This is a genomic window from Methylobacterium sp. C33D, assembly GCF_053345825.1.
The window spans coordinates 63,330-82,836 of the sequence record NZ_JBKFAV010000029.1; the positions used below are offsets into that span (position 1 = coordinate 63,330).

Below are 19,507 nucleotides of genomic sequence, written 5' to 3' on the forward strand. Positions count from 1 at the left end.
GTGCCCGAACAAAGTCCGGCGCCTGATTCCCCCGCCGCGCGATGGCGCGCTGCCGGGCGCGGCACGGCCGTAGAGAGTTTCCGAAGCTTGCCTTTCCCGACCCTGCCCGCCCCCCTCGCGCGGGCTCTGAGCGACCGCGGCTACGCCGACCCGACGCCGGTCCAGGCCGCCGTGCTGGAGGCCGCCGCCGGCTCCCGCGACCTCCTCGTCTCGGCCCAGACCGGGTCGGGCAAGACCGTGGCCTACGGCCTGGCCATGGCCAGCATGCTGATCGGGGAGGCCGACCATCTGCCGCCCCCGGCGGCACCCCTGGCCCTCGTCATCGCGCCGACCCGGGAGCTCGCCCTCCAGGTCCAGCGCGAGCTGTCCTGGCTCTACGGCCCGGCCGGCGGCCGGGTCGCGGCCTGCGTCGGCGGCATGGATCCGCGCCGGGAGAGCCGGATGCTCGCGGAGGGCACCCACATCGTGGTGGGGACGCCGGGCCGCCTGCGCGACCACCTCGAGCGCCGCAACCTCGACCCGACGGCGCTGCGCGCCGTGGTCCTCGACGAGGCGGACGAGATGCTCGATCTCGGCTTTCGCGAGGACATCGAGTTCATCCTCTCGGCGACGCCGCCGGAGCGGGCCACGTACCTGTTCTCCGCGACCCTGCCGAAGGCGATCGAGACGCTGGCCGAGCGCTACCAGCGCGGGGCCCTCCGGCTCGCGATCAAGGGCGAGACCAAGGGCCACGCCGACATCGCCTACCGGGCGGTGCGGATCATGCCGCGGGAGACCGAGCACGTGGTGCTCAACCTGCTGCGCGAGGCCGATGCCAAGACCGCGATCGTCTTCTGCAACACCCGCAATGCCGTCCGGCACCTCCAGGCCAGCCTGACCGAGCGGGGCTTCTCCGTGGTGGCGCTCTCGGGCGAGCTCGGACAGGGTGAGCGCAACGCCGCGCTCCAGGCCCTGCGCGACGGCCGCGCCCGCGTCTGCGTCGCCACCGACGTCGCCGCCCGCGGCATCGACCTGCCGTCGCTCAGCCTCGTCATCCACGCGGATCTCCCGCACGACGCCGAGGTGATGCAGCACCGCAGCGGCCGCACCGGCCGCGCCGGCCGCAAGGGGACCTCGGTTCTGCTGATCCCCAATTCCCGTCGGCGCCGGGCCGAGCAGATGTTCGCCATCGCCAAGGTCAGCCCCGAATGGTCGGGGCCGCCCTCGGCCGACGAGATCCGCCGCCTCGACGGCGAGCGCATGCTCTCCGACCCGCTCTTCGCCGAGCCGCCGGCCGAGGAGGACGTCGCGCTCGCCGAGACGCTGCTTGCAGGCAAGAGCCCGGAGGAGCTCGCCGCGCTCCTGGCCCGCGTGTACCGCACCCGCCTGCCGGCCCCCGAGGAGGTCAGCGACCCGGGCGAGGGTCGCGCGCCCCGCGGCGAGCGGCCGCCCTACGACCCGATGGACCCGGAGCGGATCGCCGCCATGGGACCGGCGGTCTGGTTCCGGCTGAACCTCGGCCGCCGCGACAACGCCGACCCGCGCCGGCTGCTGCCGATGCTGACCCGTCGGGGCGGCATCGGGCGCCAGGAGATCGGCGCCATCCGCATCTTCGACCGCGAGACCAAGTTCGAGGTCCGGGGCAACGCGGCGGCGCGCTTCGCCGAATCCTTCGCCCGCAACGGCTCGCCGGAGATCCAGGTCGAGGCGCTCGCGGGCGATGGGGCGCCGGCCGAGCGCAGGGGGCCGCCTGCCGGGCCGAAGGGGTTCGCGAGCCCGCGCGCCGGCAAGCACCAGCGCAAGGCCGAGCGTACCGGGCCGAAGGGCGACAAGGCCGGGCGCCAGACAGGCCGGGCCTGAGCGCCGGCCCCGATAGCCGTCCGGCCCCGTTATCGGGGCCGGCGCGGCGGATCAGAAGACGTTCTTGACGGCGTCGCCGAGGGCGTCGACGCTCTCCTTGAGCTTCCGCCCAGCCGGCGCCAGGGACGGGAGCTTGATGCCGAGCACCTCGGTGTCCTCCGCCTCGGCGGGCTCCGCCTGGGCAAGGGTCGCGGCGGCGCCGCCCTTCGCCTTTTCGGCACTCCGCGTCGGGGCGGGGGCCTGGCGGGTCGCCGCCTTGGTCGCAGGCTTCTCGGCGCGCTCGGTCTTCTCGGATTTCCCGGAGCGCTCCGTCCTCTCGGCCCGCTCCTTCTTTTCGGGACGCTCGGCCTTCTCCGCGCGCTCCGTGGTCTCCGCCACCGGCTTCGGCGCGGCCGGCTCGACGAGCTCGCGGGCCCGGACCGTCTCGGAGGCGCGGGGCGTCTGGAGCGCGGCCGTGCGGACCGGCGCCAGCGGCGCGACCTCCCGCGCGGCCGCGACCGGCGTCACGGGCGTCGGAACCGGGATGCGCTGCGTCGGCGCGATCGGGGCGGCGGCGACCTTCGCGGGCTGCGCGGCCGTCGGCCGCGGGGCGGCGGGCGGGGTTGGGGCGGGCGTGATCGCCGCGAAGGCTTCCGGCAGCGACACCATCCTGAGCGCCGGCGTCTCCGGCTTGGCGGGCTTTGCCGGCGCGGCCGCCGCCTGGACCGAGCCCTTGATGGCGGGCAACCCGTCCTTCAGTTCCGGCCAGTCCGCGGCCTGCCGGGACGTGACGATCTTGACGGGCGTCGGCGCCGCGAGTCCGGCCATCACCGTCGAGGCGGCGACGCCGAAGCCGACCAGCGCGCTCGCGCCGGCCACGCTGAACAGCACGACCCTGAGATTCAGCGACGGCCCGGGCTTGGCCGACAGCGTCCGGTCAGGCCGGGTCTCGGACGGGTCGAGGTTGAGATCGATCATAGGCCGGGGTCTCTGACACGATACACGCCGCGCGCGACCGGGCTCCCCTTCACCGGCCGCCACACTCCGAGGATTCGAAGGTGGTTCGACTCTGGAGGCGATAGAGGAGCTGCAATACGGCGCAATGATGTCGGTCCGAATTGCCTGCCCAGCCAGTCCTGGCGCGGCTATCCACAAGATTACGCCGTGCCGCTTAAGAATCGGTGTTCGCGCCGGCCGCGCCGGTATGCGCGAGGTCGCCCGAGCGTGCGCAGGATCGCCCGCCCGCGGCACGCCCGTGGCGGTCGCCATGGACTTCGCCCGCGGGGTCGCTATGCGTCACCGCGTGGACACCAGCCCGAACCTGATCCCGCGTTCCGAGACGACCGCCCCGCCGGACGCGCCCCGGCTCCGCCGCTGGCCCTGGTCGGCGTGGTCCACCCGCGCGCGGCTCGTCGCGGTGGTCCTGCTGATCGACGCCTTCGCGGCCGTGATCTCCTGCGCGGTCATCGTCCTGAACGCCCGGTCGGCCGTGCGCGTCGAGACCCGCGCGTCGCTCGCCACCGTCGAGTCGCTGGTGGCCGACACGATCCGCCTGTCCGACACGGCCGCGCCCGACACGCTGCTCCAGACCCTCGACCTGCGCTTCAAGGTCCTCCGGCACGTCCGCGTCGCGGTGCTCGACGCGGACGGGGATCAGGTCGGCCGGCCGCTGCCGCCGCAGCGCGCCGACCGGGAGGCGCCGCACTGGTTCGCCGACCTGATCATGCCGCCGATCGAGCGCCATGCTCTGCCGATCGTCGTCAACGGGCAGCGTCTCGGGACCGCGCAGATCACCACGCAGCCGATGGACGAGATCGACGAGATCTGGGGCTATGCCCGGGCGCTCTCGCTCACCACCCTGGCGATCAACGCCGCGATGCTGATCGCCCTCTTCATCGCGCTGGGCCGGATCCTCGCGCCGCTGCGGCGGCTCGGCGCCGGCCTGACCCAGCTGGAGCACCACGACTACACCGCCCGCCTGGAGCCGCCGGGCGCCCAGGAACTGGCGGTGATCGCCGAGCGGTTCAACAAAGTCGCCGAGGCCTTGGGCGAGGTTCGGGCTGCCAACGGCCGCCTCAACCGCCAACTCCTGACCGCACAGGACGACGAGCGCCGCCGGACGGCCTTGGAGCTGCACGACGAGTTCGGCCCGTGCCTGTTCGCCCTGGAGGCCAACGCCGCCTCGATCGGCCGCATCGCCTCCGGCGCCGCCGAGCCGAGCCGCGAGAAGCTCGCCGCCCGGGCCGCCGAGATCAGCGCGATCGTCGGGCAGGTCCAGACCGTCAACCGGGAGCTGCTGAACCGCCTGCGGCCGCACGGCCTCGGCCAGGCGCCCCTGGCAACCTGCCTCGACCTGCTCCTGCGCGGCTTCGCCCAGCGCCATCCCGGGATCACCTTCGCGGGCCGCTTCGACGGCCTGGCCCGGGGCTACGGCGACCTCGTGGACCTCACGGTGTTCCGCTGCGTGCAGGAGAGCGCAACCAACGCCGTGCGGCACGGCGCCGCGACCCGGGTGGAGGCCGAGGCGGCCGAGACCGCCGGCCGGATCGATCTCACCATCCGCGACAACGGTACCGGAATCCCGCCGGAGCACGGCACCGGGCTCGGTCTGTCGGGGATGCGCGAGCGCGTGGAGGCCCTCGACGGCACCTTCGCCCTTGACAATGCCGGCCCCGGGGCGATCGTCCGGATCACGATCCCCGTTCCGCCCGACCGGGGCGACGAGAACAACGCCGCGCCGAGCGCATGAACGCCATCGCCTCCCAGATCGACGCCGCCGCCACGCGCCTGCCGGTTCTCGTCATCGATGATCACCCCATCGTCCTGCAGGGCTGTCGACGGGTGCTGGAGGATTCCGGCGTCGAGACCATCGCGGAGGCGACGACGGTCGTCGGCGGCTACCGGATCTTCCACCGGCTCCGCCCGCCGGTCGTGATCTGCGACCTGACCTTCCAGGGCAGCGGCATGGCCGGGCTCGGCCTGATCCGGCGCATCCGGGCGGTCGCGCCCGAGACGCGCATCCTGGTCTTCAGCATGCACAACGACCCGGTCATCGTCGCCCGCGCCCTCGAGGCGGGGGCCCTCGGCTATGTCCTCAAGGACCACGCGTCGGCCGAGCTGTTCGAGGCCTTCGCCAAGGTCCGCGTCGGCGAGGTCTATCTCGACCGGCGGCTCGCCACCGAGGTGGCGATGCTGCGCGCTGACGCCCGCCGCGCGCCGGAATCGCAGCTGACCCCCCGCGAGCAGCAGATCCTGGCGCGCCTCGCGCAGGGCCGCTCCTACGGGGCCATCGCGGCCGACCTGTCGGTCAGCTACAAGACCGTGACGAACGCCTGCTCGCAGATGCGCCAGAAGCTCGGCGTGCGCACCCTCGCCGAGCTGATCCACGTCGCCGTCACCCACGCGCAGCGGCAGGGCTAGGCCGTGGCATCCCCCGGACCTGACGACGCCTTCTCCCAGGAGGCCTGGGCGCGCAACGCCGCCGCCTACGAGACCATCCGGTCGATGCCGTTCAACGCCGAGCTCGCCGCCGGCACGCTGCCGCAGGACCGGTTCCGGCACTACATCGTGCAGGACGCGCACTACCTGATCGGCTTCGGCCGGGCGCTGAGCCTCGCCGCCGCGAAGGCGCCGGATCCGGACACGATCGTGCAGTTCTCCGCCGCCGCGCAGGAGGCGATCGTTGTCGAGCGCGCCCTCCACGGCGGCTTCTTCCGCGACTACGGCATCGGGCCGGACACCTTCGCGGCCACGGCCCTGACGCCGGCCTGCGACCACTACGTCAGTTACCTCACGGCCACCGCCTACGCCGAGCCCTACGCGGTCCTCTGCGCGGCCCTGCTGCCCTGCTTCTGGATCTACAAGGCGGTCGGCGACGACATCTTCGCCCGCGCGGCGCCCGATAATCCGTACCGCGCCTGGATCGACACCTACGCGGGCGACGATTTCGCCGCGGCGGTCGCCGCCATGATCGCCGCCACCGACCGGGCGGCGCGGGACGCCTCGGAGGCCGAGCGCGCGCGGATGCACCGGGCCTTCACCCAGGCTACCCGGCTCGAGTGGCAGTTCTGGGACAGCGCCTATCGCGACGCGGCCTGGGCGCTGTGATCCACCCGGCGCGCCCGTGACCGCGCCCGCGATTTCACCCGGGACCGCGCCGGAGGTCCGCCGCCGCGATCTCGCCGCCGCCGCGCTCGCCGCCGCGCTGGTCGCGCCGCTCCGTCCGGCCGTGGCCGCCACCGCCTGCGCGCCGGCACCGGTCCCTCCGGAACGCCCCGTCCGGATCGCCATGCTGGTCTATCCGGGCCTGACCGCGCTCGATCTCGTGGGGCCGCAGACATTCCTCGCCGGTCTCGCGCCCGGCAGCCTCCACCTTGTCGGCGCGGAGGCCGGGCCGGTGACGAGCGACACCGGCCTGGTCCTGGTGGCGACACACGGCTTCGCGACCTGCCCGACGGATCTCGACGTCCTGTTCGTGCCCGGGGGCGACGGCACGCCCGCCCAGATGGGTAACCCGGCGCTGCTGGCCTTCCTGCGCGACCGCGCTGCCCGGGCCGGCTGGATCGCCAGCGTCTGCACCGGCTCGCTGATCCTCGGGGCGGCGGGCCTCCTGCGGGGCTACCGCGCGACGTCGCACTGGAGCGTGCGCGACGCGGTGCTGCCGCTTCTCGGCGCCCGGCCGGTGGCGGAGCGCGTCGTCTTCGACCGCAACCGCGCCACCGCCGCCGGGGTCTCGGCGGGGCTCGATTTCGGGCTGGCGCTCGCGGCGCGTCTGCGCGGGGATGCCTACGCCCGCACCGCGCAGCTCGTCGCCGAGTACGCCCCCGCGCCGCCCTTCCGGGCCGGCACACCCGCCGGGGCCGGGCCGGTGACGGTCCGGGCGGCCGAGGCGATCCTCGCGCCGCTGGTGACGGGGGCGGAGGCAGCAGCGCGCCGTTGAGCGCCGCGCCGGCGATGCAACCGAGCCACGGTCCGGCGCGACGTGTGGCGGCGTGCTTGACGGCGCGCCGCCGGGGCCCGAACTGTTGCGGTGCACGATCCCCCGGAGCCGCCATGTCCCTGATCGCACGCCTGCGCGCCTACGCCGCTGAGGCTCTCGGCGTCGGCACGCAGGAGGCCGTGGACGAGACGCATCTCGCGGCCACCGCGCTCCTCGTCCACGTCGCGCGCGTCGACGGCATCCTGGCGCCGGCCGAGAGCGAGCGCCTCTCGCGCCTCGTGCAGGGACACTACGCCGACGGCCCTGACGCGGCGCGGGTGCTGATCGAGCGCGCCGCCGCCATGGATTCGGAGGTGCGCGACGTGGCGAGCCTCGTCGAGATGATCCCGCATGAGGCCGACCGGTCCGAGCGCGAGGAACTGCTGACCATGGCGTGGTCGGTCGCCGCCGCGGACGGCCACGTCGACGAGTTCGAGGAAGCCCTTGTCGAACGCCTCGGCCGCCTGCTCGGCTTCGACGAGGCCGCCATCGCGGCGGCCCGGCGCAGCGAACAGCAGGGCGTCGCGGCCGCGTAGCCCCGGCCGCCCGCGATGATCGCCAGTCTGGCCTTGATCCTGCTCGCCCAGCTCATGGGCGAAGCCCTCGCGCGCGGGGCTGGCGTTCCGATCCCAGGCCCTGTGATCGGCATGGGCCTGATGTTCGCGTTCCTGTTGCTGCGCGACAGCGCCCGCCTCGGCCTGCCGCGCGTGCTGCCGAAGCCGCTGACCGACGGGACGCTCGAGACGACCGCGCGCGGGCTGCTGATGAACCTGTCGCTCCTGTTCGTCCCCGCGGGCGTCGGCGTCGTCGGCCGTCTCGACCTGCTGCGGGCGCAGGGCGCCAAGCTGGCCCTGGTGCTGGTCGTCTCGACCGCCCTGTCGCTGCTGGTCACCGTCCTGGTGTTCCGCGCCGTCGCCGCGCTGGTCGAGCGGCGCGGGACCGACGGGGAGCCCTGACGGGTGGGCGGCGACTTCTCGCTCTGGGTCTACCTCGCCAAGACGCCGCTCCTGTGGCTGACGGTGACGCTGACCGCCTACGTCCTGGCGGACCGGGTCGCCGCCGCGACCGGCCGGCACCCGATCGCCAACCCCGTCCTCATCACGGTCGTCCTGGTCGGGGCGGTCCTTGCCATCACCGGCACGCCCTACGGGGCCTATTTCGAGGGCGCGCAGTTCGTCCACTTCCTGCTCGGGCCCGCCACCGTGGTGCTGGCGATGCCGCTCTACGAGCGGCGGGCGACCGTCCTGCGCGCCCTCGCGCCGATGCTCGCGGCCCTCGCCGCCGGCTCGGCCACCACCCTGGCAGTGGTGATCGGCCTCGCGCGGCTCCTCGACATCCCGCAGCCGATCCTCGTGTCGCTGGCGCCGAAATCCGTCACCTCGGGCGTGGCCATGGGCATCGCCGAGGCGCTCGGCGGCGACCCGACGCTCACGGCCATCCTGGTGATCCTCACCGGCATCATCGGGGCGATCCTCGTGACGCCGATGATGAACCTCCTGCGGATCCGCGACATGCGCGCCCGCGGCTTCGCGGCCGGGCTCGCGGCCCACGGCATCGGGACGGCCCGCGCCTTCCAGGTCAGCGAGGTTGCCGGCACCTTCGCGGGCATCGCCATGGGGCTCAACGCCTTCCTGACGGCGATCCTCGCGCCCCTGGCGCTGCACCTGCTGTTCTGAGGCCTCAGGCGTCCAGCCGGTCGGCCACGGCCTCGGCGAGTGACAGGCTGGCGGTCAGGCCCGGGCTCTCGATCCCGAACAGGTGCACGATCCCCTGGAGACCGTGCTCGGCTGGCCCGTCGATCCGGAAATCGGCCGCCGCCTCGCCCGGCCCGGTCAGCTTCGGCCGCAGGCCCGCGTAGTCCGGGTACAGCGCCCCGTCGGGCAGGCCGGGCCAGTAGCGCCGGATCGCGCCGTAGAAGGCCTCGGCGCGCCCGGGATCGACCCGGTAGTCGAACCCGTCGACCCACTCCACGTCGGGCCCGAAGCGGGTGCGGCCGGCGAGGTCGATGGTGAGGTGGATGCCGAGGCCGCCGTCGATCCGCGGCGCCGGGTAGATCAGCCGCGAGAAGGCCGGCTTGCCGGTGCAGCCGAAGTAGTTGCCGCGGGCGAGGCGCAGCGTCGGGACGCGCTCGGCCGGGTAGCCCTCCGTGCGGGCGGCCAGGGCCGGCGCGCCGAAACTCGCGGCGTTGACCACCGCGTCGAAGGCCATCGTGCCGGGCTCGGCGCCCCCGAACGCGGCCTGCCACTGGCCGGCCCGCCGCGTCAGGTCCTCGACCGGGGTGCGCAGGGCGAGCGCGCCGCCGCGATCCTCGATCTCGCCGAGCAGGGCGAGCATCAGCGCGTGGCTGTCCACGACGCCGGTGCGCGGCGAGTGCAGCGCCACGGTGCAGGCGAGATGCGGCTCCAGGCGCCGCGCGGCGTTCCCGTCGAGGAGTTCGAGGCCGGGGACGCCGTTGGCCTCGCCCTGGCGGCGGATCGCCGCGATCTTCTCGGCTTCCGCGTCGTCGGACGCGACGATCAGCTTGCCGCACGCGCGATGCGGGACGCCATGACTCGCGCAAAAGTTGTATAATCGGCGGGCGCCCTCGACGCAGTGATGCGCGCGCTCTGATCCACTCGGGTAGTACATGCCGGCGTGGATCACTTCCGAGCTGCGGGACGAGACACCCGTTCCGAAGGCGTCCTCGGCTTCCGCCACGATGACGGCGTGCCCGCGCAGCGCGAGCGCCCGCCCGACGGCGAGCCCGACGACGCCGGCTCCGACGACCAGGGCCTCCATGTGTTCGCGTTCTCCTTCGCGCCCGGATGGGCAGGTGAGTCCTCAATACCGCACTGGAGCCGGAACAACGACGCGTCCGTTGATTCGTCGTTGACCCTAAATCTCAATCCTAAGTAGAAATATCGGCGCGATAAATGCGCGGCTCGGTTGTAGCGACGGCTGACTGGCGCATAATGAGGCCATCCGCCGCCTCCGGCCGAGGCCGAGAACGTCTCAGGGACATGTACCGGCCGTCGGCGGCGAAGAGCCCGACGGAAACCGACGAGAGCCACATCCGAAACACATAGAATCGAGGTGACGACCATGCAGATGACATCGCCGAGCGTCGAACTCGCCGCAAAGATCCTGAGCGCCTACGTCACGCGCAACAGTGTTCCGGCGGGAACGCTGCCCGACCTGCTCTCCGAGGTACACCGCTCGATCACCGCCCTGGACCAGCCGGCGGAGCCGCAGGTCCGGCGGCCGACCGAGGCGCAGATCCGGGCCTCGATCCGGCCCGACACGCTGATCAGCTTCGAGGACGGCAAGCCCTACAAGGCCCTGCGCCGGCACCTCACGATGCGCGGCCTCACGCCCGAGGCCTACAAGGCCAAATGGGGCCTGCCCGTCGATTACCCGCTGGTCTCGGCGGTCTACAGCGCGCGCCGCTCGACGATCTCGCGGCAGATCGGCCAAGGGCAGCGCCTCCGGATGCAGCAGGCCGCGGAGTAACGGGACAGCGGTCGCCGGCGCGCGCGGCCGGCGACCCATCCTCACGGCCAGCCCGGATCCCTCGCCTCGGCGGCGGCGGTCGCCACTTCCTGGATGAGCAGGGCCACGAGCCCCGACCACCCGGTCTGGTGCGACGCGCCGACCCCGCGGCCGCTGTCCCCGTGATAGTACTCGTAGAACAGGACGTGGTCGCGGAAATGCGGATCGTCCTGCTCGATCCGGCTGTCGCCGTAGACCGGCCTGCGCCCGTCCGGCCCCCGGGTCGAGAGGCTGATCAGGCGCCGTGACAGGTGTGCCGCGATCTCGCGGAGCGCGTATGTCCGGCCCGATCCGGTCGGCGCCTCGACCCGGAAATCCGGGCCGTAATAGTCGTGGAAGCGGTTCAGCCCTGCGATGAGCAGGTAGTTGACCGGCATCCAGACCGGTCCCCGCCAGTTCGAGTTGCCGCCGAACAGCCGCGAGCGCGACTCGGCCGGCTCGTAGGCGAGCCCCAGGTCACGCCCGTCCCACGCGAAGCAGAACGGCCGGTCCGCGTAGACGCGGGACACGGCGCGCAGCCCGTAATCCGACAGGAATTCGTTCGGGTCGAGGGCGCGGTGGAGCAGGGCCTTCAGCCGGTGCCCGCGCAGCAGCGACAGCAGCGCCGTCTGGCCCTCGCCGGGCTCGTTCCAGCGCGAGACCAGCGTCGCGAGGTCCGGGCGGTTCTTGAGGAAGAACACCATCCGGCGGCGCAGGGAGGGCAGCCGCGCGAGGTCGCACTCGTTGATCACCGCCACCGCGAAGATCGGGATCAGGCCGACCATGGTCCGGGCGCGGATCGGGAGGCGCTGCCCGTCGCGGGTCTCGATCACGTCGTAGAAGAAGCCGTCCGGCTCGTCCCACACGCCCGCGCCGGTGGCGCCGGCGATGAGGAGGAAGTGCTCGAAGAACTTCTCCGCCATGTCCTCGAAGGTCGGGTCGTCGAGCGCCAATTCGATGGCGATCCGCATCAGGTTCAGCGCGTAGGTCGCCATCCAGGCGGTCGCGTCGGACTGCGTCAGCGTGGCGCCGTCGCCCACCGGCTTCGACCGGTCGAAGATGCCGATGTTGTCGAGGCCCAGGAAGCCGCCCTGGAACAGGTTGCGGTCGTCGGAATCCTTGCGGTTCACCCACCACGTGAAATTGAGGGTCAGCTTGTTGAAGATCCGCTTGAGGAAGGCGTGGTCCGGCTCGCCGGTGAGCGCCCGGTCCAGCTCGAACACCCGCCAGGCGGCCAGCGCGTGGACCGGCGGGTTGGCGTCCCCGAAGCCCCATTCGTAGGCCGGCAGCGCGGCGTTCGGGTGGGTGTAGGCCTCGTCGACCAGGAGCAGGAGCTGGTTCTTGGCGAAGTCGGGATCGATGAGCCCGAACACGATCGCCTGGAGAGCGAGATCCCAGGAGGCGAACCAGGGGTACTCCCAGGCATCCGGCATCGAGATGATATCGTTGGCGCGCAGGTGTGCCCAGTCGCTGTTGCGGCCGTTCCGCCGCTCCGGCGCCGGCGCGGGCTGCGCCGGGTCGCCGGCGAGCCACTCGCGCACGTCGTAATGGTAGAGCTGCTTCGACCAGAGCATGCCGGCGAGCGCCTGGCGCTGCACGCGCCGCATCTCGGGGTCGGCGATCGGCGCCTGGAGCGCCCCGTAGAAGTCGTCGGCCTCCGCCGCGCGGGCGGCGAAGACCGCGTCGAAATCCGCGAAGGGCGCACCCGGCGCGGCCTCGGCGCGCAGGCGCAGGCGCAGGCTCCGCGTCTCGCCCGGGCCGAGACGGAGATCGTAGCGGGCGGCGCACTTGGTGCCCGACAGGGCGTTGACGGCGGCCGGGTCGCCGCCCACGACGCGGCGGTCGATGCCGTCCTTGTAGAAGCCCCCTTCCGGGCCGCTGCCGAACAGCCGGTGCGTGTTGGTCTCGTTCTCGGTGAACAGCAGCTCGCCCGCGCCCTCGGCGAAGAAGCGGAAGGTCGGCATCTCGGGATGGCGCGCCCAGACCGAGCCCTCCGAGCCGGCCACCAGTTCCGGCTTCGGCGTGCCCTGCTTCCACGACCACGTGTTGCGCGCCCAGAGCTGCGGCAGCAGCGTCAGGTCGGCGGCGTCCGGGCCGCGATTGGTCGCGGTGACCCGCATCAGGATGTCGTCGGGCGCGGCCTTGGCGTAGGCGATCTCGACGTCGAAGTAGCGCCCCGCGTCGAACAGACCGGTGTCGAGGAGCTCGAATTCCGGGTCGTCGAGGCCGCGCCGCGCGTTCTCCTCGACCAGGCGCGCGTACGGGAAGGCGGCCTGCGGGTACTTGTACAGCATCCGCATGTAGGCGTGGGTCGGGATCCCGTCGAGGTAATAGTATAGTTCCTTGACGTCCTCGCCGTGGTTGCCCTCCTGGTTGGTCAGGCCGAACAGCCGCTCCTTCAGGATCGCGTCCCGCCCGTTCCACAGGGCGAGCGACAGGCACCAGTTCAGGTGGCGGTCGCCGAAGCCGCCGATCCCGTCCTCGCCCCAGCGATAGGCCCGGGACCGGGCATGGTCGTGGGGCAGGTAATCCCAGGCGTCGCCCTTCGGGCTGTAATCCTCCCGCACCGTGCCCCATTGCCGGTCGCTGAGATACGGCCCCCAGCGGCGCCACGCCGGATCGGAGCGGGCCGCCACGAGCCGGCGGCCCTCGGCGGTCTCGAAGAGGTGCGGCGGCACGCCGTCGGGCTCGGTCATACGCGCGCTGCTCCTGCCCCCGCGGATCCGTACCGGATAGAGCCGCGCCGCCAGAAGGGAAAGTCAACGCCCCGCCGCGGCCGGATCCGGCCGGATCCGGGCGGTGCCGGCCCGGACCGTGCGGATCGCCGGCGCCGGCCGGCGGCGGGAGAGGGGCGGGGGGATCGTCAGGCGATCCGCGTCACCCGGATCCCCGCCGGCTCGGCCGTGACGCGCAGCCCGGTATAGTCCGCGATCGCCGGGTGGCGGGTCCTCACCGGCTCGGGATGGGTCGCGGTGACGACCACGACGGCCGCGTCCGCGGCCTCGGCCGCCCGGATCCCGGCCGGGGCGTCCTCGAATACGAGGCAGTCCGACGCGGCGACGCCGAGGCGCTCGGCCGCCAGCAGGAAGCAGTCCGGCGCCGGCTTGCCCCGCGCCGCGTCCTCGGCGGCCACTAGCAGGTCGGGGGTCGGCATGCCGGCCGCCGCGAGGCGGCGCTCCGCCAGCCGGCGGGGCGCCGAGGTGACGATCGCCCAGCGGTGGCGCGGCAGCGCCTCCAGGAAGGCCCGCGCCCCCGGGATCGCGACGATGTCGTCGACATCGGTCATCTCGGCCTCGGTGATCGCGGCGGCCTCGGCCGCGGGATCGACGCCCGGCAGGTTCAGCCGCCGGATTGTCTCGACCGATTGCACGCCGTGGATCGTCGGCAGGAAGGACGCCACGTCGAGGCCGTGCGCCTCCGCCCAGCGCGACCAGATCCGCTCCGCGGAGGCGATGGAGCTGATGATCGTCCCGTCCATGTCGAACAGGAGCGCGGCCATAGGGCGCGACGGAAGGCGCGGCGGGAGGGCTGACTCGGGCATGGGCGAGGGCTAGGCCGGCGCCGCCGTCCCGGCAACCGGCGCGCGCGCATGGCCGCGTCTCGCCGGCGGCCGGGCCCCCGGGGCCGCCTCCGGCCGCGGCCGCGGGACGGCCACCCGCTTCACGGGCCGGTGCCTTTGGTGTAGCGCGGGTGCAACCCCGGGCCGTCGGCGGCCCTCCAGAAGCGAATATCGACCGACCATGCCGAGCCGCATCGACGCAACTTTCGCCCGCGCCCGCGCGGAGAACCGGTCCGTCCTCGTCACCTACGTGATGTCCGGCGATCCAGATCCCGAGACCTCGCTGCAGGTCCTCGAGGCGCTGCCGGGCGCCGGTGCCGACATCCTGGAATTCGGCCTGCCGTTCACCGACCCGATGGCGGACGGCCCGGCGATCCAGGCGGCCGGCCTGCGGGCGCTCAAGGCGGGCCAGACCGTGTCGGGCACCCTCGACCTCGTGCGCCGCTTCCGCGCCGGCAACGACACGACGCCCGTCGTGCTGATGGGCTACTACAACCCGATCCACACCTACGGCGTCGACCGCTTCCTCGACGACGCGGTGGCGGCCGGCGTCGACGGGCTGATCGTCGTCGATCTGCCGCCCGAGGAGGATTCCGAGCTGTGCCTGCCGGCCCTCGGCAAGGGCCTCGCCTTCATCCGACTCGCCACGCCGACCACCGACGAGCGGCGCCTGCCGGCCGTCCTCGCGAACACGGCGGGCTTCGTCTACTACGTGTCGATCACCGGCATCACCGGGACGGCGACGCCGGATTTCGGCAAGGTCTCCGAGGCGGTCGCCCGCATCCGGCGCCACACCGAGCTGCCCGTCGTTGTGGGCTTCGGCGTCAAGACCGGCGCCCACGCGGCGGCGATCGCCAAGGGCGCCGACGGCGTCGTGGTCGGCTCCGCGCTCGTGGACGCCCTGGTGCGCTCCCTCGACGGCGAGGGCCGGCCGCAGGCCGGGAGCGTCGGGGCGGTGACGGAGCTGGTGCGCGAACTCGCCGCGGGCGTGCGGGGATCGGGCGTCGGGCAGGCCGCCTGACCGGCCGATCGGGCACCCCTGGCGGCGGAGCGTGCCGCACCTGATATCTGCGCGGGCTTGAAGCGGACGGACGCGAGTCGATGGTCGAACCGATGAACTGGATCTCGGAGGTGGTGCGCCCCCGGATCAAGACCTTGTTCAAGCGCGAGACGCCCGAGAACCTCTGGGTCAAGTGCCCGGACACCGGGCAGATGGTGTTCCACAAGGAGGTGGAGGCCAATCACTGGGTCATTCCCGGCTCCGAGCATCACCTGAAGATGGGCGCCCAGGCGCGCCTGAAGATGATGTTCGACGAGGGCACGTGGATCGACGTGGCCCTGCCCGAGGTCACCACCGACCCGCTGAAGTTCCGCGACGAGAAGCGCTACGTCGACCGGCTCAAGGAGGCCCGGGCCAAGACCGGCCTGCAGGACGCGTTCAAGATCGGCTTCGGACGGGTCGGCGGCCTGCCGATGACGCTGGCCGCGCAGGAATTCGGCTTCATGGCCGGGTCGCTGGGCATGGCGGCGGGCGAGGCCTTCGTGCGCGGCGCCGAGACGGCTCTGGAGAAGCGCACGCCCTACGTGCTGTTCGCGGCCTCCGGCGGCGCGCGCATGCAGGAGGGGATCCTGTCGCTGATGCAGATGCCGCGGACCACCGTGGCGGTGCGCCGGCTCAACGCGGCGCGGCTCCCCTACATCGTGGTGCTGACGAACCCGACCACGGGCGGCGTCACCGCCTCCTACGCGATGCTGGGCGACGTCCACCTCGCCGAGCCCGGCGCCCTGATCTGCTTCGCGGGACCGCGGGTGATCGAGCAGACGATCCGCGAGAAGCTGCCGGACGGCTTCCAGCGGGCGGAGTACCTGCGCGAGCACGGCATGGTCGATCAGGTGGTCCACCGGCACCAGCTCAAGGAGACGATCACGCGTCTCTGCAGCCTCCTGACCAACGTGTCCCGGGCCGCCGCGCCGGCCGCGGCCTCCGAGGCGGCCTGAGCCCGGCGATGGCCTCGTCCGACGCCCTGATGGCGCGCTTCCTGGCGCTCCACCCCCGCACCATCGACCTGTCGCTGGGCCGGATCCAGCGTCTGCTCGCGCGGCTCAACCATCCCGAGCGCCGCCTGCCGCCGGTGATCCACGTGGCCGGCACCAACGGCAAGGGCTCGACCATCGCGTTCATGCGGTCGATCCTGGAGGCCGGAGGGCTGGCCGCCCACGTCTACACCTCCCCGCACCTCGTCCGCTTCCACGAGCGGATGCGCATCGGCGGGATCGGCGGCGGCCACTTCGTGGACGAGGATCGTCTGGCCGACGCCTTCGCGCGCTGCGAGAGCGCCAATGCCGGCGAGCCGATCACGATGTTCGAGATCACCACGGCCGCGGCGTTCCTGCTCTTCGCGGAGAGCCCGGCCGACGTGCTGCTCCTGGAGGTCGGTCTCGGCGGCCGCCTCGACGCCACCAACGTCATCGACCGGCCGGCCTGCGCGGTGGTGACGCCGATCGGCCGCGACCACGCCGAGTATCTCGGCGACACCGTCGAATCGGTCGCGACCGAGAAGGCCGGGATCTTCAAGCGCGGCTGCCCGGCGGTGATCGCCGCCCAGGACTACGCCGAGGCCGACGCCGTCCTCTGCCGGCGCGCGGAAGCCGTCGGGGCCGGGCCCGTTCTGGTGGGCAACCAGGACTTCTCCGTGCACGAGGAGCGCGGCCGGCTCGTCTACCAGGACGAGACCGACCTGTTCGACCTCCCGCGGCCGCGCCTCGCCGGGCGCCACCAGCTGGTCAACGCCGGGACGGCGATCACCGCGCTGCGCGCCGCCGGGTTCGGCGACATCGGGACGGCGGCCCTGGAGCGGGGACTGACCGAGGTCGAGTGGCCGGGCCGGCTGCAGCGCCTCGGGCGCGGGCGCCTGGCGGCCCAGCTCGATCCCGGCACCGAGCTGTGGCTCGACGGCGGCCACAACATCGACGGCGGCCGGATCCTCGCGGCCGCCATGGCGGATCTCGGCGAGAAGAGCGACGTGCCGCTCGTCCTCGTGGTCGGCCTGCTCGGCACCAAGGACGCCGACGGGTTCCTGCGCAACTTCGTGGGCCTGGCCCGGGCCCTCGTCGCGGTCCCGATCACCGGGACCATGGCCGCGCGCCCGGCCGAGGAGGTCGCCCGGATCGGCGAGGAGGTCGGCCTCTCGACCTACGCGGCGCCGAGCATCGAGGCGGCCCTCGCCCTGGTGCGGGACATCGCCTTCGAGCGTCCCCCGCGAATCCTGATCTGCGGCTCGCTCTACTTGGCCGGCATGGTTCTCGCCGCCAACGACACGCCGCCGGTCTGAGTCGTCCGCAGTCGGGAAGTCCCGCGGGCGGCCGCTGTATCCAGTGGCCGGCACGGCTGAGACCTGCGAAATCCGGATTTTGCATTCGAAAATCCGTCGAATCGCCGCAATCGCCCGGATGGAGACCCGCGCACGGCCACGCTTTCCTCCCGCTGTGGCAGCTAAGCTACATCCTCGCGGGGCCCGATCGCATAATTTCCCCCTCGATCGGGCTTATGCTGGGGATCACAGTAATGAAGAAGCTTCTCACCTCTCTCGCGGCGTTCACCGCGCTCACGGCCGCCGCTTCGGCCGCCGACCTGCCGCGCCGCGCCGCGCCGCCGCCGGTGTTCACCCCCGTTCCGGTGTTCACTTGGACCGGCGCCTACTTCGGTATCAACGCCGGCTACGCGTTCGACGCCAGCAGCAACTCCACCCGCGGCTTCGTCCAGACCCCCGGTAACCCGGTCGCTCTGGTGCCGGGCGGTCTCGTCCCCTACCAGGCCCTGGCGCCGAACGGCTCGTCGCTGATCTACAGCAACGACAGCCGCGAAGGTTTCTCGGGCGGTGGCCAGGTCGGCTACAACTGGCAGCTGACCCCGGGCAACGGCGCCGTGTTCGGCGTCGAGGCCGACGCCCAGTACCTCGACTTCGGCCGTCGCGCCCGCTTCGCCACCAACGCCGTGGCGATCAACCCGGGCTTCATCCCGGTCAACGGCACGCTCAACACCATCGACTTCTTCGGCACCGTCCGCGGTCGTCTCGGTTACGCCTTCGACCGCACCCTGGTGTACGCCACCGGCGGTTTCGCCTACGCCACCGGCACGGATGACGGCGCCCGCGTCGGCCTGCAGAACTTCGCTGGCCGCCGGAACGACTTCAAGACCGGCTGGACCGTCGGCGGCGGTGTCGAGTACGCCCTGCCCACCGACTCGTTCCTGAACTTCTTCCGCTCCTCGGCCGTGACGCTGAAGGTGGAAGGTCTGTACGTGAACCTCGACAACAACAACGGCCGCGCCCAGCTCCCGCTGGTCGGTGCCGCTATCTCCCCCGTCGGCCTGGTGCCGGTGTACACGCTCGCCGGCGCCAGCCGGAACGAGAACGCCTTCGCCGTCGTCCGCGCCGGCCTGAACTACAAGTTCGGCTCGTACTAAGACGGGATACGGGATCCCGGCACGAACCGGGATCCCTCAAAAAAACTTGGGCTCGAAACCGAGAAAGCCCGGCCTCGCGGCCGGGCTTTCTTTTTGTCGTTCGGAGCCGTGCGGCCGGTTCAGGCGGTCTGGGCGCCGATCCAGCGCGACAGGTCGCCCTTCGGGGCGGCGCCGACCTTCTGGTCCACGCGCTCGCCGTTCTTGAAGAGCAGCAGCGTCGGGATCGAGCGGATGCCGTACTGGGCGGCGATCTGCGGGTTCTCGTCGACGTTGACCTTGGCGATCTTCACCTTGCCCTGCAGGTCGGTCGCGATCTCCTCGAGGGCCGGGCCGATCTGACGGCACGGGCCGCACCACTCCGCCCAGAAATCCACCACGACGGGCTCGGCGGACTTGAGAACGTCCTGCTCGAAGCTCGCGTCGGTCACTTTCACCGTCGCCATAACGTCACCTTTCGGAATCCGCCGCCCCTCGGGCGGCGTCGAACGGGCAGAGGCCCGCGCGGTCCGGTCAGAATTGGCGACGGCCCGGCGCCCGGTCAAGAAGTCCGGCCTCCGGGTGTGGGCCGCGGCGCGGGCGACGCACGGTTCGCCGGGTGAATCGGCGCGCCGCGCCGGACGGTCCCCGGGCGCCCGGCCTGCGCGGCGCGTCACGCCTCGATGCCGATCCGCTCCAGGGCCGCGGTCACGTCGCCGGGGGTCAGGGCGCGGATCACCGGGCCCGAGGTCCAGACGAGGACCGGCCGGATCGTCCGGCCCGGGTAGATCTGCGCGAGGAGGCGCGCGTAGAGGGCGATCTGGCCCGCCTCCGCCTCGGGCAGCGGCGCGCCCGGCTCGGGCGGGCGGCCGGTCTTGAAGTCGGTGAGATGCACCGCGTCCGCCGTCACGGCGAGGCGGTCGACGCGGCCCTGAACCATCCTGTCCGTCCCGCCGGCCCGCACGCGCCCCGACAGCGCCACCTCGGCGCGGGCGTCGGGGGCGAAGAGCGGCGCCAGCTCCGGGGCGTCGACGATCCGGAGGACCGACCGGACGATCGCGGGCGCGGCCGCGCGCGGCAGCCCGGGCGCCCGGGCCCGCACGAAGGCGCGCCCGGCCGTCTCCCGGCGGTCCGGCTCGACCCGGGGCAGGTGCTGCAGCAGGGCGTGGGTGAGGATGCCGCGGCGCCGGGCCTGCGCGCCGGC

At 72.8% G+C, this 19,507-nt stretch carries 19 protein-coding genes; 13 read left to right on the plus strand and 6 right to left on the minus strand.

Annotation, left to right across the window (positions count from 1 at the left end; translation table 11 throughout):
- Positions 1–87 precede the first annotated feature (87 nt).
- Positions 88–1,839 carry a DEAD/DEAH box helicase gene (locus tag ACLBXO_RS21945; protein WP_331317073.1) on the plus strand — a complete coding sequence of 584 codons (1,752 nt, stop codon included), beginning with the start codon at positions 88–90 and terminating at the stop codon, positions 1,837–1,839.
- A gap of 51 nt (positions 1,840–1,890) precedes the next feature.
- Here the strand turns inward: ACLBXO_RS21945 and ACLBXO_RS21950 are convergent, their stop codons facing one another.
- A complete protein-coding gene (locus ACLBXO_RS21950; protein WP_447686655.1) occupies positions 1,891–2,796 on the minus strand; it encodes a hypothetical protein in 906 nt (301 codons plus the stop codon).
- 289 nt (positions 2,797–3,085) lie between these two features.
- On the opposite strand from ACLBXO_RS21950, the gene ACLBXO_RS21955 reads away from it, so the two are divergent.
- The 7 genes from ACLBXO_RS21955 (at position 3,086) to ACLBXO_RS21985 (ending at position 8,472) form a co-directional block, all read left to right on the plus strand.
- Positions 3,086–4,567, plus strand: coding sequence for an ATP-binding protein (locus tag ACLBXO_RS21955; RefSeq protein WP_447686656.1), 1,482 nt, complete (start codon positions 3,086–3,088; stop codon positions 4,565–4,567).
- A complete protein-coding gene (locus ACLBXO_RS21960) occupies positions 4,564–5,238 on the plus strand; it encodes a response regulator (protein WP_012320334.1) in 675 nt (224 codons plus the stop codon). The genes ACLBXO_RS21955 and ACLBXO_RS21960 overlap by 4 nt, the downstream gene beginning before the upstream one ends.
- Before the next feature lie 3 nt (positions 5,239–5,241).
- A complete protein-coding gene (tenA, locus tag ACLBXO_RS21965) occupies positions 5,242–5,925 on the plus strand; it encodes a thiaminase II (protein ID WP_447686657.1) in 684 nt (227 codons plus the stop codon).
- Between the two features lie 181 nt (positions 5,926–6,106).
- The gene (locus tag ACLBXO_RS21970) at positions 6,107–6,757 is read left to right on the plus strand and encodes a DJ-1/PfpI family protein (protein WP_331317079.1); all 651 of its coding nucleotides are present in this window, start codon (positions 6,107–6,109) and stop codon (positions 6,755–6,757) included.
- A 113-nt stretch (positions 6,758–6,870) separates the two neighbouring features.
- Complete coding sequence (locus ACLBXO_RS21975; RefSeq protein WP_447686658.1) at positions 6,871–7,332, plus strand: tellurite resistance TerB family protein; 462 nt, start codon at positions 6,871–6,873, stop codon at positions 7,330–7,332.
- A gap of 15 nt (positions 7,333–7,347) precedes the next feature.
- The gene (locus ACLBXO_RS21980) at positions 7,348–7,752 is read left to right on the plus strand and encodes a CidA/LrgA family protein (RefSeq protein WP_447686659.1); all 405 of its coding nucleotides are present in this window, start codon (positions 7,348–7,350) and stop codon (positions 7,750–7,752) included.
- A 3-nt stretch (positions 7,753–7,755) separates the two neighbouring features.
- Complete coding sequence (locus ACLBXO_RS21985) at positions 7,756–8,472, plus strand: LrgB family protein (RefSeq protein ID WP_447686660.1); 717 nt, start codon at positions 7,756–7,758, stop codon at positions 8,470–8,472.
- A 4-nt stretch (positions 8,473–8,476) separates the two neighbouring features.
- Here the strand turns inward: ACLBXO_RS21985 and ACLBXO_RS21990 are convergent, their stop codons facing one another.
- The gene (locus tag ACLBXO_RS21990) at positions 8,477–9,574 is read right to left on the minus strand and encodes an NAD(P)/FAD-dependent oxidoreductase (protein ID WP_447686661.1); all 1,098 of its coding nucleotides are present in this window, start codon (positions 9,572–9,574) and stop codon (positions 8,477–8,479) included.
- 303 nt (positions 9,575–9,877) lie between these two features.
- Between ACLBXO_RS21990 and ACLBXO_RS21995 the strand changes: the two genes are divergently transcribed.
- A complete protein-coding gene (locus tag ACLBXO_RS21995; RefSeq protein ID WP_273559390.1) occupies positions 9,878–10,285 on the plus strand; it encodes a MucR family transcriptional regulator in 408 nt (135 codons plus the stop codon).
- A gap of 41 nt (positions 10,286–10,326) precedes the next feature.
- On the opposite strand, the gene ACLBXO_RS22000 is transcribed toward ACLBXO_RS21995, so the two are convergent.
- Both ACLBXO_RS22000 and ACLBXO_RS22005 read right to left on the minus strand, forming a co-directional pair.
- Complete coding sequence (locus ACLBXO_RS22000) at positions 10,327–12,999, minus strand: MGH1-like glycoside hydrolase domain-containing protein (protein WP_447686662.1); 2,673 nt, start codon at positions 12,997–12,999, stop codon at positions 10,327–10,329.
- A gap of 167 nt (positions 13,000–13,166) precedes the next feature.
- The gene (locus ACLBXO_RS22005; protein ID WP_447686663.1) at positions 13,167–13,844 is read right to left on the minus strand and encodes an HAD-IA family hydrolase; all 678 of its coding nucleotides are present in this window, start codon (positions 13,842–13,844) and stop codon (positions 13,167–13,169) included.
- 199 nt (positions 13,845–14,043) lie between these two features.
- Between ACLBXO_RS22005 and trpA the strand changes: the two genes are divergently transcribed.
- The 4 genes from trpA (at position 14,044) to ACLBXO_RS22025 (ending at position 18,327) form a co-directional block, all read left to right on the plus strand.
- Positions 14,044–14,883, plus strand: a complete 840-nt coding sequence (gene trpA, locus ACLBXO_RS22010; RefSeq protein WP_331317090.1) for a tryptophan synthase subunit alpha — start codon at positions 14,044–14,046, stop codon at positions 14,881–14,883.
- 80 nt (positions 14,884–14,963) lie between these two features.
- Positions 14,964–15,860, plus strand: coding sequence for an acetyl-CoA carboxylase, carboxyltransferase subunit beta (gene accD, locus ACLBXO_RS22015; RefSeq protein WP_447686664.1), 897 nt, complete (start codon positions 14,964–14,966; stop codon positions 15,858–15,860).
- Positions 15,861–15,868: 8 nt separating this feature from the next.
- Positions 15,869–17,194, plus strand: a complete 1,326-nt coding sequence (locus ACLBXO_RS22020; protein ID WP_331317093.1) for a bifunctional folylpolyglutamate synthase/dihydrofolate synthase — start codon at positions 15,869–15,871, stop codon at positions 17,192–17,194.
- Positions 17,195–17,427: 233 nt separating this feature from the next.
- Positions 17,428–18,327, plus strand: coding sequence for an outer membrane protein (locus tag ACLBXO_RS22025; RefSeq protein ID WP_331317095.1), 900 nt, complete (start codon positions 17,428–17,430; stop codon positions 18,325–18,327).
- A gap of 119 nt (positions 18,328–18,446) precedes the next feature.
- Here the strand turns inward: ACLBXO_RS22025 and trxA are convergent, their stop codons facing one another.
- Both trxA and ACLBXO_RS22035 read right to left on the minus strand, forming a co-directional pair.
- Positions 18,447–18,770: a thioredoxin gene (gene trxA / locus ACLBXO_RS22030; RefSeq protein WP_010682902.1), complete on the minus strand. Its 324-nt coding sequence runs from the start codon at positions 18,768–18,770 to the stop codon at positions 18,447–18,449.
- A gap of 206 nt (positions 18,771–18,976) precedes the next feature.
- A partial coding sequence (locus ACLBXO_RS22035) for a PD-(D/E)XK nuclease family protein (protein ID WP_447686665.1) occupies positions 18,977–19,507 on the minus strand: 531 nt, incomplete at its 5' end.

Excerpts from the sequence above, each read along its gene's own strand:
- ACLBXO_RS22005 (WP_447686663.1), bottom strand. The coding sequence starts at position 13,844 with ATGCCCGAGTCAGCCCTCCCGCCGCGCCTTCCGTCGCGCCCTATGGCC.
- ACLBXO_RS22025 (WP_331317095.1), top strand. The coding sequence starts at position 17,428 with ATGAAGAAGCTTCTCACCTCTCTCGCGGCGTTCACCGCGCTCACGGCC.
- trpA (WP_331317090.1), top strand. The coding sequence starts at position 14,044 with ATGCCGAGCCGCATCGACGCAACTTTCGCCCGCGCCCGCGCGGAGAAC.
- ACLBXO_RS21950 (WP_447686655.1), bottom strand. The coding sequence starts at position 2,796 with ATGATCGATCTCAACCTCGACCCGTCCGAGACCCGGCCTGACCGGACG.
- ACLBXO_RS22020 (WP_331317093.1), top strand. The coding sequence starts at position 15,869 with ATGGCCTCGTCCGACGCCCTGATGGCGCGCTTCCTGGCGCTCCACCCC.
- trxA (WP_010682902.1), bottom strand. The coding sequence starts at position 18,770 with ATGGCGACGGTGAAAGTGACCGACGCGAGCTTCGAGCAGGACGTTCTC.
- ACLBXO_RS21960 (WP_012320334.1), top strand. The coding sequence starts at position 4,564 with ATGAACGCCATCGCCTCCCAGATCGACGCCGCCGCCACGCGCCTGCCG.
- ACLBXO_RS21970 (WP_331317079.1), top strand. The coding sequence starts at position 6,107 with ATGCTGGTCTATCCGGGCCTGACCGCGCTCGATCTCGTGGGGCCGCAG.
- ACLBXO_RS22000 (WP_447686662.1), bottom strand. The coding sequence starts at position 12,999 with ATGACCGAGCCCGACGGCGTGCCGCCGCACCTCTTCGAGACCGCCGAG.
- ACLBXO_RS21995 (WP_273559390.1), top strand. The coding sequence starts at position 9,878 with ATGCAGATGACATCGCCGAGCGTCGAACTCGCCGCAAAGATCCTGAGC.
- ACLBXO_RS21980 (WP_447686659.1), top strand. The coding sequence starts at position 7,348 with ATGATCGCCAGTCTGGCCTTGATCCTGCTCGCCCAGCTCATGGGCGAA.
- ACLBXO_RS21955 (WP_447686656.1), top strand. The coding sequence starts at position 3,086 with ATGGACTTCGCCCGCGGGGTCGCTATGCGTCACCGCGTGGACACCAGC.
- accD (WP_447686664.1), top strand. The coding sequence starts at position 14,964 with ATGGTCGAACCGATGAACTGGATCTCGGAGGTGGTGCGCCCCCGGATC.
- ACLBXO_RS21975 (WP_447686658.1), top strand. The coding sequence starts at position 6,871 with ATGTCCCTGATCGCACGCCTGCGCGCCTACGCCGCTGAGGCTCTCGGC.
- ACLBXO_RS21990 (WP_447686661.1), bottom strand. The coding sequence starts at position 9,574 with ATGGAGGCCCTGGTCGTCGGAGCCGGCGTCGTCGGGCTCGCCGTCGGG.